Annotated in this window: 12 protein-coding genes; 7 read left to right on the top strand and 5 right to left on the bottom strand. The window is 52.7% G+C overall.

Annotated features, from left to right (window positions below; all coding sequences use genetic code 11):
- Window positions 1-55 precede the first annotated feature (55 nt).
- The 4 genes from DYY88_RS01615 to DYY88_RS01600 all read left to right on the top strand — a co-directional run bounded on the left by DYY88_RS01615 (window position 56) and on the right by DYY88_RS01600 (window position 4,299).
- Window positions 56-424 (top strand): hypothetical protein, encoded by a 369-nt coding sequence (locus DYY88_RS01615; protein WP_236146260.1) that lies wholly within the window; start codon window positions 56-58, stop codon window positions 422-424.
- A gap of 535 nt (window positions 425-959) precedes the next feature.
- The gene (locus tag DYY88_RS01610; RefSeq protein ID WP_039724601.1) at window positions 960-2,363 is read left to right on the top strand and encodes an LCP family protein; all 1,404 of its coding nucleotides are present in this window, start codon (window positions 960-962) and stop codon (window positions 2,361-2,363) included.
- An 8-nt stretch (window positions 2,364-2,371) separates the two neighbouring features.
- The gene (locus tag DYY88_RS01605) at window positions 2,372-2,920 is read left to right on the top strand and encodes a plasmid pRiA4b ORF-3 family protein (RefSeq protein ID WP_039724602.1); all 549 of its coding nucleotides are present in this window, start codon (window positions 2,372-2,374) and stop codon (window positions 2,918-2,920) included.
- 425 nt (window positions 2,921-3,345) lie between these two features.
- Complete coding sequence (locus tag DYY88_RS01600; protein WP_039724603.1) at window positions 3,346-4,299, top strand: RNA polymerase sigma factor, RpoD/SigA family; 954 nt, start codon at window positions 3,346-3,348, stop codon at window positions 4,297-4,299.
- A gap of 64 nt (window positions 4,300-4,363) precedes the next feature.
- Here DYY88_RS01600 and DYY88_RS01595 read toward each other — a convergent pair whose 3' ends face one another.
- A complete protein-coding gene (locus DYY88_RS01595; protein ID WP_039724604.1) occupies window positions 4,364-5,821 on the bottom strand; it encodes a GTP-binding protein in 1,458 nt (485 codons plus the stop codon).
- 122 nt (window positions 5,822-5,943) lie between these two features.
- Here DYY88_RS01595 and DYY88_RS01590 point away from each other — a divergent pair, with 122 nt between their 5' ends.
- On the top strand, window positions 5,944-6,393 hold the full coding sequence (locus DYY88_RS01590; RefSeq protein ID WP_039724605.1) for a T3SS (YopN, CesT) and YbjN peptide-binding chaperone 1: 450 nt from the start codon (window positions 5,944-5,946) through the stop codon (window positions 6,391-6,393).
- 122 nt (window positions 6,394-6,515) lie between these two features.
- Complete coding sequence (locus DYY88_RS01585) at window positions 6,516-7,331, top strand: peptidoglycan recognition protein family protein (RefSeq protein WP_044150309.1); 816 nt, start codon at window positions 6,516-6,518, stop codon at window positions 7,329-7,331.
- Between the two features lie 111 nt (window positions 7,332-7,442).
- Here DYY88_RS01585 and DYY88_RS24820 read toward each other — a convergent pair whose 3' ends face one another.
- The 4 genes from DYY88_RS24820 to DYY88_RS01570 form a co-directional block, all read right to left on the bottom strand.
- Complete coding sequence (locus DYY88_RS24820; protein ID WP_302849220.1) at window positions 7,443-7,568, bottom strand: hypothetical protein; 126 nt, start codon at window positions 7,566-7,568, stop codon at window positions 7,443-7,445.
- A 330-nt stretch (window positions 7,569-7,898) separates the two neighbouring features.
- Window positions 7,899-8,555, bottom strand: coding sequence for a DUF3318 domain-containing protein (locus DYY88_RS01580; protein WP_072041270.1), 657 nt, complete (start codon window positions 8,553-8,555; stop codon window positions 7,899-7,901).
- Between the two features lie 121 nt (window positions 8,556-8,676).
- Window positions 8,677-9,771 carry a tRNA dihydrouridine synthase DusB gene (gene dusB / locus DYY88_RS01575; protein ID WP_044150307.1) on the bottom strand — a complete coding sequence of 365 codons (1,095 nt, stop codon included), beginning with the start codon at window positions 9,769-9,771 and terminating at the stop codon, window positions 8,677-8,679.
- Between the two features lie 47 nt (window positions 9,772-9,818).
- The gene (locus DYY88_RS01570; RefSeq protein ID WP_242517562.1) at window positions 9,819-11,345 is read right to left on the bottom strand and encodes an adenylate/guanylate cyclase domain-containing protein; all 1,527 of its coding nucleotides are present in this window, start codon (window positions 11,343-11,345) and stop codon (window positions 9,819-9,821) included.
- 597 nt (window positions 11,346-11,942) lie between these two features.
- Between DYY88_RS01570 and psbX the strand changes: the two genes are divergently transcribed.
- Window positions 11,943-12,062 carry a photosystem II reaction center X protein gene (gene psbX / locus DYY88_RS01565; RefSeq protein ID WP_039724608.1) on the top strand — a complete coding sequence of 40 codons (120 nt, stop codon included), beginning with the start codon at window positions 11,943-11,945 and terminating at the stop codon, window positions 12,060-12,062.
- Window positions 12,063-12,479 lie beyond the last annotated feature (417 nt).

Raw genomic sequence — 12,479 nt, 5'->3', positions numbered from 1 at the left:
CTACTGCAAATGACTGGCAATGTGAACCGTTTGCCACTCCGCCAGTTTTGTTTTGATGGCTACTATGCGCTCTCGCAATTCTGACCCTGAGACTCGATTAGAAACCCTGAAGTTGATCATCTATTTGGTGCCGATTTTTGGCTTCTTTCCGTCATTGTGGAGCCTGTATCTGCGCCAGGGGTCGCAACGTGAGCAGACGGTGAGCAAAACAGCGGTAACTCTGGCGTTGGCCTGGGTGATGGTGTACGTCCTGACTGCCGCTGGTAGTCAAGCCTCTGACTTGGTCTCGACGCGCTTGCTAGTGACCAGTCTCTTAACCACGACGGGCTATTTTGTGACGAATTTGTGGCTCATGGTGCGGCTCCTGCAAGGCGGTTCGGCGCGACTGCCCGGCGTCAGTAAGTTGGGCGATCGCCTGCCTTAGGTGTTCTCTAAAAATAAATTTCCCATCGTAGGTTGGGGTCGAGGCACGAGAACCAACATGCTTGAATCCTCGATGTGTTGGGTTTCCTGACGTCAACCGCAATCTACGGCGCACCGTCTTTTGGGGAATTTCTTTTTCAGAGATCTCCTTAAACGCTGCTGTCCAGGCAACCGTTCCCTTAAACCGTGCCTTATCGGATCCGGTTGAGCCGATCGGGAACGGCCCTCTGGGAAAGGCAAAAACTGGCAATTTTGTGATTCATCACTAAAATACGGGTGACTTTTAACAAAGCCTTAGAAAAATCGGTGTCATCGCCACAAAAAGCTGCTACTATTTCAGCCATTTGAAATTCTTTGAGGGACTGGTCGGCCCATTGTCTCGCCTTGAGGCAGCCTGTTAGAATCTCAGACAAGATTAAAACAGGTGTACCACAAAATGGGCGATCGCCATTCCTAAAGTTGGCCTTGGCCCGGCCACCAGTGACGCTCTGCCAACGTTCTCTATTCTGACCAACCCCCGTGGTTTGAGGTTTCTTGTGTCTAGTCGAAAATCCTATCGCCCGATTCGCCACTATCAGCCCCACCCTTCCGCCCAAAAAACTCGGCGGTTTCGCATTCCAAAATGGTTAGGGGTCAGCGTGGCATTGTTGAGCGTTGGTACGATCTCTGCCGTGGGGGGCGCATTGATGGCAGTCTCGCTGAATAGCACCCCGCTACTGCACGATAGCCTTACTGAAGAAGAGTCGGCGGCATTTAACCATAATGAGCCGATAACCGAGGGCAACAGCTTGCAGGTGCCGAAGTTGACCCGTCCGGTCAATATTTTGGTGCTCGGCATGAAGGTGCTGACGACTGACGTCAATGACCTGCCCCCGGAGGCCCGTAATTTGGGCTATCACGCGCTGGTTAACTCGTTTGATGGGCTATCTGACACGATGCTGTTGGTGCGCTTTAACCCGCATACAGATCAGCTCATCGTGTTATCGCTGCCACGAGATACGCGCACGATGGTGCAAGGCCAAATGACCAAGCTGAACGAAGCCAACCACTATGGTGGCCCGGCTTTGGCGGCGCGGTCAGTCAGTGATTTGCTGGGTGGCGTTGAGATCGATCGCTACGTCCGCATTAATGTCCAAGGGGTCGAAAAGCTCATCGATGCCCTCGGGGGGGTCACTGTTAATGTGCCTAAAGATTTGTCCTATCAGGACGATAGCCAACATCTCTACATCAATCTAAAAGCGGGCGAGCAGCAGTTAGATGGCGACAAAGCGCTGCAATTCCTGCGCTTCCGCTATGACGACTACGGTGACATTGGCCGCATTCAGCGGCAGCAAATGTTAATGCGGGCTTTGGTCGAGCAGGCATTGAGTCCCAAAACCGTGGCGCGTTTGCCGAAAATTCTCTCGGTGGTGCAGTCCCATGTTGACACCAACCTCAGCATTGAAGAACTGTTGGCCTTAGCTGGATATGCGTCGAATACTGATGCTTACAACACGCAGATGTTGATGCTGCCTGGGGATTTCAGCAGCAGTAGTGAGTTTGAGTTGAGCTATTGGCTGCCGAATCTCGGCGAAATTGACACGATGGTGTCGGAATATTTTGGGTACGGCACCCGTCAGGTAGCGGCCTCTGCCGATCCACAATCGCTGCGGATTGCGATTCAAGACAGTACGGGAGATGCGATCGCTGTCGATAATCTGGTTCAGACGCTTTACGACAGCGGCTATTACAACGTTTACATCGAGCAACCCTGGAACTCGGAACTGCCCTTTACGCGAGTCGTGGCCCAGAATGGCGATTTGGCGAGTGCTGAGACCCTCCAACGCTTTTTGGGCGTCGGGGATGTGCGGGTTGAGAGCACCGGCGTTCTCGACTCGGATATCACCATTCAAGTGGGGCGTGATTGGCTTGATGAGTACGGCACGAGTTCTCGCTTGTAGGCATTGATATGGCGACGTCTCAGATTTTGCAGTGTCATGTGTGGCTGGTGGATAGCGAGCCGCCGATCTGGCGCACCTTTGAAGTTAGTGACCAAATCACGCTGGACGCGCTACATGGCGTTTTGCAGCAGGTGATGGGTTGGGAATTGAGTCACCTGTACGACTTCAAGATTGCCAGCGATCGCTATGCGGCCCCACTTCCCGCACCCCTTGAAGGGACACTGGATGCCACCGTTCCTGTATTGGCGAGTTTTGAATTCTCAAAAGACGCACAGTTTACTTACACCTATGACTTCGGCGATGGCTGGCGACACCAGATTACGGTGGCTGACATTTTGCCGTGGCACGATAATGTGCAGTTGCCCCGTTGCCTAGAGGGCGATCGCGCCTGCCCACCAGAGAATTGTGGGGGCGTTTGGGGCTACGAGGGCTTACTAGAGCGCTTAGCCGATCCTGAAGATCCTGAATATGAAGAGCTGCTGGACTGGATTGGGGTTGACTTTGACTCCGAGCGTTTTGATGTTGCCGCAGTCAATGCTCGGTTGCAGGCAGCGTAACGATTAGTCGAGCTTTGCGAAAGCTTGAATGGCGGGGGGATACTGTGATCGCGAGGTTGAGAACCGCGTCAGTCGTCACCCGCGATCGCAGCATCCCTGCTCAACATTCCTTTACAATCTCTCAACAAAGAATAGGAGCAGCTCTCAGCTTCGGGGGCGAGCGATCGTGGTTTTGTTACTTCGGATGCAGTTTGCCGAAGTTTGAAAAGGCTATGATTTCAGTAACTTTACAAGGATTCGCTTAGATAAAAACTTCCTTAAGAATCCTTCCTGAGAAACTCCTCAAAGCCTCTCATAAATGTTACATTGATTTACATGAAGGCGGTTGCGACGTAGCGTTTCTCATTTTGGCTATAGCCTGCTGAGCTGTTGCGACCAAGTAACCGTAGTTTTTACGTCTGTAGTCACTTATTCGCGCTGTTCTCATGAAAACAACCCAAAGTACTGATCTGGTGCGGACTTACTTGAAAGAGATTGGTCGAGTGCCCCTCCTCACTCACGAAGAGGAGATTGTGCTGGGAAAGCAGGTGCAGCAGTTGACGGCGCTAGAGAAGATTAAAGAGACTTTGATCGATGAATTAGAGCGCGAACCGACGGAACAGGAATGGGCTGCAGCGGCGGAAGTGGCAGTTGATGAGCTGCAAACATTAGTGCGGATTGGCAGTCAAGCTAAGCGGAAAATGGTTGAGGCCAATCTGCGGTTGGTTGTCTCTGTGGCTAAAAAGTACATCAAGCGCAACGTTGATCTGCTGGATTTGATCCAAGAGGGCACCATCGGGATGCAGCGAGGGGTGGAAAAGTTTGACCCCACGAAGGGCTACCGCTTCTCTACTTATGCCTACTGGTGGATCCGGCAGGCTATCACGCGGGCGATCGCGGAAAAAAGTCGCACCATTCGCCTCCCCATTCACATTACTGAGAAGCTCAATAAGATTAAAAAGGTGCAACGTCAGCTCTCGCAGCAACATGGACGCGCTGCCACCGTCTCCGAGATTGCCGACGCTTTGGAACTGTCCCCGCAGCAAGTGCGCGATTATTTAGAAAAATCCCGGCAGCCGCTGTCGTTGGATTTGCGGGTCGGTGATAACCAGGATACTGAACTGAGCGAATTGCTAGAGGATGACGGTATTTCGCCTGAAGAATTCGCGACTCAGTCTTCTTTGAAGAGCGATCTGGATCGTCTGATGGTGGATTTGACACCGCAACAGCGCCAAGTCCTAACCCTGCGCTTTGGTCTCACCGATGGCAAAACGATGACGCTGGCTAAGATTGGCGAAATTTTGAGCGTGTCTCGTGAGCGGGTGCGGCAGATTGAGCGTGAGGCGCTGTCTTCTTTGCGCAAGCGGCGGGGAGATGTCCGCGAATATCTGGCCAGCTAAGCCACTTAAAGCTGGATGTAAAACCTGATCAGTCGCGACTGCTTAGCAAGCCTGGGCAGTCGCTTCATGTTTTCGGCGGGGTTGCCAGCTTTTGTGCCAACTCAGCTTTGATGCGATTCAAAATGGATGTTTCGTCTAGGTTGTCGAGAATGCGAGTAACGACAGGCTTAGGGCCTTCGGGACCCCAGGTCGCGCCGTTGACGAGGTATTGTTTCGTCACGAGGCCGATGCCGTAGGTCGCCACCCCGACAACCGCCGCTTGGGTCATGGCAACAGAGGTATAAGGCGCTAGGGACAGTCCCCCAGTGGCAGGGGCGCTCGCCCCGAGCAGCCCCTTTAAAGAGCTCAAGCCAAGGGTCACCATGAGCTCGCTCGCAGAGAGTCCCCCCAGTTCTAAGGCAATGTTGCGCAATAGTTTAATGGCGCCGGCTTGGGTCATCGGTAGCCCATAGAGGCGCGAGAGGCTGACAATCATGGCGACATCGACGATCGCCCCCGTCAGAATATCTAGTAAGGTAACGGGATTCAGGGCGACCGCGATCGCCTTCGTCATGACACTGCGCCAAATGATTTCATTCGCCATTTGTTCGCGAATGGCTAGCTTCTTTTGCACAATGGCTTCATTCAGCTCATCGGCATACAGCAGCGTGTTTAGGGCAATTAACGCTAGCCCTTCTTGTTGCAAAATCTCTAAAATCTTGAACTTGAGGGCTGCCACATCAGGGGTGCCCCGCTGTAAGGTCGGACGCAAGCGGCCGTCTGCCTGAGGCTTTGCCACCGCCACTAACGGTGCCGCCGAAGTCATGACAATTTCATTGGGAGAAATGAGTTCCCGCAATCGCTCATCTACCAGGGCCGTATAGATCGCCTGACGGTCAACAGCCGGATATTGATCAATTTTGTTAAAGACCAGCAGGATGGGTTTGCTGGCTTCGCGCAGTTGGGCCAGGGCCTCAAACTCGACGCGGGTAATGTCTCCCGCAATGACAAACAAAATCAGGTCGGCGGTGTTCGCCAGTTGGCGGGCCAGACGCTCGCGTTCGTCCCCGGCGACTTCATCCAGCCCGGGGGTGTCGATGAGCTCAATACGCGACTGGCCCACCCCCTGCAGAGTCGCTTTGTTGATGGTGGTGCGATCGCCCAGATGCTCCTGACTCACCTGCCATTCGGTTGCCTGAATGGTTTGAGTCACGCCATGGGTCGGGCCAGTGGCAAATACCGTCTCCCCCGCGAGCGCATTCAATAACGAAGATTTGCCCCGACCCACCAGGCCGAAGACGGCAATTTGCACCACAGCTTGGTCCAGCTTTTGCATGAGTCCCGTGAGCGCTTGCACTTCTTGCTCTAGGCCGGCTGCCTCGCGGGGGGTAAGTTGCAGCCGCTCTAAGATGGACTGCAACGCGCCTTTAGCTTGGTCGTAGGTGAGTTCAGATTGCAAATCTTCAAACTCAACAATGACCGCATCGAGCTCATCAGCCAAAGAGTTTGTGTCGGGCACATCAGGCATATCAGGAGAGCGCATACAAATCGCGACATTTTTCTCTAAGATACTGTGATACAAAAATCACATTAACGGCGGTTTACCGCCGATCAGGGCGACCTATCGATGCGAAAATAAAGGTCAGGATCGATTTATCTGTAGTAATGGAATTTCAGACAACCGCTCAAGAAGCCTGCTACAAGCGTATTGGCCCCTGGATGCACCATTTGTTTGGCGGCAGCGTTGTCCTCTTTGATGACGAACCCCTTTTTGTGGTGAATTTTGGCTCAGCCGTGGCATCGACTCGTGTCATTCCCTGGGAACATAATGATGCGCTGATTACAACCCGTTCCTATGTGGTGACGGATATCCAGGTCACTCCAGAACTTTCCTATTATTTGCTCCGAGAAAACAACGATATTCGCTTTGGTCGTTTTGCTCTCGATTCGGAAAATGACATCGTCTTTGAACACAGTTTGGTGGGTTCGACCTGTGATCAAATTGAGCTGCAGTACTCAGTGACGACGGTCGTCAGCAAGGCCGACAGCTATGACGATGAAATTGTGGCGCGTTGGGGCGGCAAACGGGCGCTCGATCGCTGGTCTTCTTGGTAAACTTTGCAGAAAAATAATTGTAAAACCTGCGATCGCTATCAAAGTCTTCGGCAAAATTGACAGCAAGCTGGTTTATAACCATAACCATCCACAAGCGCAACACAACTGGGGAGTGAATTGTCATGCTGAGACGCAGCCGCAAATTTTGGTGGCAGGGCTTGAGTGCAATTTTGATGAGCTTGATGCTGTTACTGTTGTGGCCGCGATCGCCCCATCCTCAAGCGATCGAGTCTGTCTCCGGCTTGCCAGAACTAGCTGAGTCAGCGGTCGTTGCCATGGTGCCCACGACTCTGGGCAACGTCGACAGTCCTCTTGATTTTGTCCCCGCCGAAAACGTGGTGGCCCAAACCGCCCCCAACTATCAGCCGCGTCAGGTGATTCAGCTTGCCGATCCTTCCAACTATGGCGATCGCTACAGCACTGATGCCTATGGCCGTCCGATTCGTAATCAATTCATTGCCGTGATGCATGAAACGGTAGGATCAGCCCAAAGCGCCATCAACCTGTTTCAGACTTATCACCCCAATGACAACGATCAGGTCAGCTATCACACCCTGATTGGACGCGACGGCACTATTTACTACATCGTGCCGCCCGAAAAACGCGCTTATGGTGCTGGGAATTCCGTTTTTAACGGCCCCAACGGCCCAGAATCGGTGACCACTAACCCGGCCTTTCCGTCTTCGGTCAATAATTTCGCTTACCACGTCTCTCTCGAAACGCCAGGCGATGGTCGCGGCAATGGCCCCACTCACAGCGGCTACACCTCAGCCCAGTATGAATCTTTGGCCTGGCTATTGGCGCAGAGCAGTATTCCAGATAATCGCATCACTACCCACAAGGCTGTGGATCAGTCGGGTAGTCGCCAAGATCCCCGCTCGTTTGATTACAATCGCTTTTTTACCTTGCTACGACGGTATCCCAATCGCCCAGGCTAGGGGTCTGAGAATAGGATTGTGAGCAGATGAAAACTTACTCCCAGTCCTCAAAAAACTGCTAGCCGTGGATATCTGTGTCTAGCAGCTACGGGGCGCGACAAGCGCCCCTGATCAAGAGTCTGGATAAGCCACCTCGGTGGGAGTGTCTGCCGTCGCCGCACCCCCTTTAAGCCATGCCCCGATGGCATCTGGCAGCGATGCACCCAGGTTGGGATGAGGCATGTAAGCAGTCAGCATAAAAACGCCGATGAATAAAGCAGCAAGGCGCCAGGGGCGAACCTCATGGGGGGGCATGTTAAATCCTCAGAAAGGGGCTGATCGGAGCTCTTGTCCCTGTAAGACTAGCGCTTAGCAAGCTAATCGATCGCTTTATCGGTGGTGCTCAGATAGCAATGTTGCCGGAATAGAGGGGCTCGAAACCTTAGAAACAGACAGATTTTGAAGTGGCTACTGACTAAAGTAAGGCACTGTACAGGCTAAAACCACTCAATAAAAACCGGCTTAATAAAAAAGGAAGCCCCAACTGCAGCTTCCTTTCCCATGAATGGTGTTCTTTCAAGATTGATCTTAATAAGCAGGGCGAGTGTCCGGTGTTGCACCTCCACGAGCACGCTCTTTCGCTTTGGCGGCACTTTTCTTCAGCGCATCTAATCGCTTGATGTATTGATCTCGCTTGCGCTTTTTCGGCGTTTGCTCGATCAAGGTTTTGAGCGCACTGCCAAGACTTTTGTAAGCGTTGGGTAGGGTATAGCCAAACCGCGTGGCGATCGCGATCGCTCGTTCGTCGGCATCAATGGCCTCTTCGACCGCCTTGATCGGATTGTTGCGCTTATACAACCGCCAACCGGAAAAACTACAGAGCGCCAAGGCCAGCATCAATAACAAACCATCTTGTACCCACAGCTCACCGATGGCACCACCGAGACCAATTGCCAGGGCTGCCATTTCCCAGCCATCCCGAGGAATGGTGTCATTTTGGACATGACCGACTTGATGCCAGAACAGGAGATTGCGCTGGTCGAGGGCAAAGTTTTCCCACTTGGCCAGATCAATTTGAATTTCAACCTGGTCTTTGCCCAACTCCTCACTGGTGATCAGCGGAGGCGTCACATCGGTCGCCGCTTCGACTGTCACCCAACTTTGAAGCTCTGGTGGTAATAGACTGCGTAGGCGGCGTAACTCTCCCATATCGGCTCTAGCGGTGGATGTTGCGTAGGAAGTCATGAAAACTTGATGAATAAAATGATCACCTCAGCGTTCGCCTGACCCGATAGATCATCTGTGCGAGGCAGTAGTGCTTACTATCCTAGCCAAAAATCGGAAATTTCATGGGTATATTTCCGTACTATCTAGTGATCGGTAATGGGGTATGTCTCACGGCTGGGGTTGTGGACGGCAGCGGCGACATCCAACGACAGGCGGTTTCGCCCTGGGCCTGCAACCCCGCGATCGCCCCCTGTAGCAAGGTTTCACCATCGGCGACTGACTCAATGCGACACAGAGCTTCCCGCAGGTCGGCCGCTCCCGCAAAGCCCTTGACATACCAGGTCATGTGTTTACGGGCCTGACAAATGCCGCGATAGCCTTTGTAGGCAGCAATCAGTCGCAAATGTTCTTGCGCGCAAAGCAAGCGATCAATCACCGTGGGCGACGGGAGGCGATCGCCGGTTTTCAAAAAGTAGTCAATATCGCCGACCAAAAACGGATAGCCCAAAGTGCCGCGCGAGCACATGACGCCATCCGCGTGGGTCATTTCTAAACACCGCACGGCTGCTTCCACCGAGTCGATGTCGCCATTGGCAATCACGGGAATCGCGAGCGCCTCTTTGACGCGACCAATCCATTCCCAGCGGGCGGTGCCTGTGTAGCCCTGGGCGCGGGTGCGGCCATGCAGGGTCAGCATATCGATGCCGACATCCTCTAAGCGACGAGCAAACTCGATCGCGTTGATGTGGTCGTCGTCCCAGCCAATGCGCGTCTTGACGGTTACGGGCACATTCACTGCCTCCACCACCGTGCGAGTAATTTTGACCGCCATGTCGGGATCTTTCAGGAGGGATGACCCCCCGCCTTTGCGGGTGATTTTGTTCACCGGGCAGCCCATGTTGATGTCGATGGTGTCGGCCCCTTCGGCGACGGCTTTGCGGGCCGCATCCGCGAGAAAATCGGGACGACAGTCAAACAGTTGAATGCTGATGGGATGCTCGTCGGGATCGACTTCCATGATTTTGGGCAGCGTGTCTACGTGGCAAACGCTGGGCGCGTGCACCATTTCGGTATACATCATCGAGCTCGGCGCATACCGCCGGACGAGTTGCCGAAATACTTTGTCGGTAACGCCTGAGAGGGGCGACTGCAAAACGCGGCTGTGGACGGCGATCGCCCCAATGTGCAACGGGGTGGCCAGCTTTTGCTGAAGCGTAGGAGAGAGCGCGGTCATGGGCCAGGCAGCAATACAGTGCTTTCTCAGTATGCCAGGGGCGATCGCTACAGCGCCCGTTTGCGACTGAGCAACCAGTAACTTTCCATATTGCCGCGCCCTTTGACAAAGACGGCTCCCCGAGGTTCTAAGTTGTAAAGGTGATGAAGCCGTTCGTAGACTTCCGCCGTGACTTGAATTTTGCCCGGAATGCCAGTGCTTTCCATGCGGCTCGCCAGGTTGACCGTATCGCCCCAGAGGTCATAGGCAAACTTGCGCACCCCAATCACGCCCGCAATGACAGGACCCGTGCTGATGCCAATGCGGAGTTGAAACGGCTGACCATCGGGACGATGAAAGTGCTGAATTGCTGCTTGCATCTCTAGGGCCATGGAGGCCACGGCATCTACATGATCGGCGCGGGGAGTGGGTAAGCCCGCTGCAGCCATGTAGGCATCCCCAATCGTTTTAATCTTCTCCAATCCGTATTTCTCTGCTAAGCGATCAAACGCCGAGAAGATTTCGTTCAGCAGTTTGACTAATTTGTGGGCTTCCATCTCACCGGAAGCCGCGGTGAACTGCACCAAATCGGCAAACAAAACGGTGACTGAATCGTAATTTTCGGCAATCGACTTTGGCCCCATCTTTAGCCGATTGGCAATTTGATAAGGCAAGATGTTGCCCAGGAGGCGATCAGCTTGTTGTCGCTGCTGCCGCAGTTCCATTTCCATCTGCCGCTGTTCAGTAATGTCGTGAACGATGCCCTCGTAGTACTGAAAGTTGCCCGCCTCGTCATAAACCTTGCGAATTGTTTCGCTAATCCAAATCTTGCTGCCGTCTTGGCGATAAACCTCTGATTCTGAGCCTTCAATTTGGTCGAACTGTTCAAGATAGACCACGAGTTCAGCCCGCCGTTGTGGTTCGACGTATAACTCCTTGCCGACATCGGTGATGGTTTGCATCAATTCTTCAGGTGAGGCATAGCCATAAATTTCGGCCAGGGCCGGATTGACGCTGATGTAGCGGCCCTCGCGACTGGTTTGAAAAATTCCCTCGGTTGCATTTTCAAAAATGCGGCGGTATTTGATTTCGGCTTGTTGCAGCGCTTCTTCGGCTTGTTTGCGTTCGCGTACTTCGGCTAGCAGCAGGCGGTTTTGCTGGCTCAACTGCTGTCTGCGATGGTAGTCACTTAGTCGCGCCTGCAAGCGGGCGATCGCTTCTGCCGCCAGTAGTGGCAGACTGAGATAATCTTGCGCTCCGGCCGCAAAGGCGGTCGCCACTAGCTGCGGGTCGCGATCGCCTACCACAATAATGGGGAGATCACGGCTCCAGCGCTGAGCTCTGATTTGTTGACAAAAGTCCTGGCCCATCTCGACAAAGAGACTACTCTCAATCAGAATTAGGGCCACTTCATAGGACTTCAATAAATCCAGGGAGATCGCCGTGTCTTGGCTAAACTCCAAGCGATAGTGAGCATCCAATACTTGTTGTAGAGCGGTTTTGGTAAGCTGGTCACGATACATTAGTAGCAGGCAATCTTGGCCTACCGGAAGAAAGTCGTCTCTGGTGTCAGAAAACTCCGCCTGCTGATTCAAAACTGCTCTATCCCTGCCAATCTATTGATTTATTCTGTGGCCTAGTGCAGTGTCGCCTGTTAAATTGATCGACTGGGTGAGACCTTGGCAAAACCCCACTACCAATCTCCATGGTTGGATTTATGACATGCCACTCAACCGATGCCAGCTGCACCATACCTAAAATCGACTGATTATCTTTGCCCTAACTTTCTGAATAAGGTTGAACATCAAGGACTGGTTCTGTGACGGTGAACAATGGCTAACCGTGGACAGTAGTCATATGATGCCCTGAACCAGCGCAAATGCATTGAACGCAAGCGCACCAATCTTTAACATAGCTGAAAGCATCAGCATATAAGGGATTTGTGAACTAGCCCAAGGTCAACCTATGTTTTCTTTACAGAGAGTTAATGGGCTGCTCAGGATAGGGCGATCGCTAATCTAAATTGATGAACGCCTAGAAATGCCTTGAGCCCACTTTGGCTGTGCATGGGGGCCAAGGCCAAGCCGCTACAGGTCTTAAGATTTGAGGATTGCCACCGATGATTTGGGCCTGTGCTGTCAGGGGGTAGGTTACAATTCTGGAAGTTGGTTTATTAAAATACTCTGCAAATCATGACACCCTCTCTTGCTAATTTTTTGTTGAGCCTCTTGGCTGGTACCCTCATCGTGGTCATCCCAGCTACCGCCTTTTTGGTCTTTGTTAGCCAGAAGGATAAAATTCAGCGCCAGTAGCTAAGTTTCCAGCATCAGCCTGGTTAGACACTGGTTAAGCAATTGATTAAACAAAAAGGGCATCCTGATACCGGCATGCTCTTTTTGTTTGGCTAAGTTGTGTTCTTGCGGCGTGGTCGCCTGACTGAATGGGCTGTTGAGGTTTTTCGATACTTGCCGATTACGCCTCGCACATTACTGCCATGGGGCACCAGACCTATGAAAGACAGTGGCTCTGTTTTGACTCATCAACCTGTCGTTAGCCGTGCCGACACGCTCAGCCAATTGCCGCAACTGAAACGGATAAAACGAGTCAAAAGATTTTTTGAAAGCTCTTTAAAGTCCGTTAGCATGTGACAAGCAACAGGTCATAGTGGCAACCGCTAGAATAGCTTTGCCACAGTAGGTTAACCGCTTGGGGACAGCGACAGGCTGCCT

The sequence above is a fragment of the Leptolyngbya iicbica LK genome (genome assembly GCF_004212215.1).
Classification (GTDB): Bacteria; Cyanobacteriota; Cyanobacteriia; order Phormidesmidales; family Phormidesmidaceae; genus Halomicronema; species Halomicronema iicbica.
The sequence above is the reverse complement of the archived record's forward strand: the minus strand, read 5'-3'. Positions and strand labels throughout refer to the sequence as shown.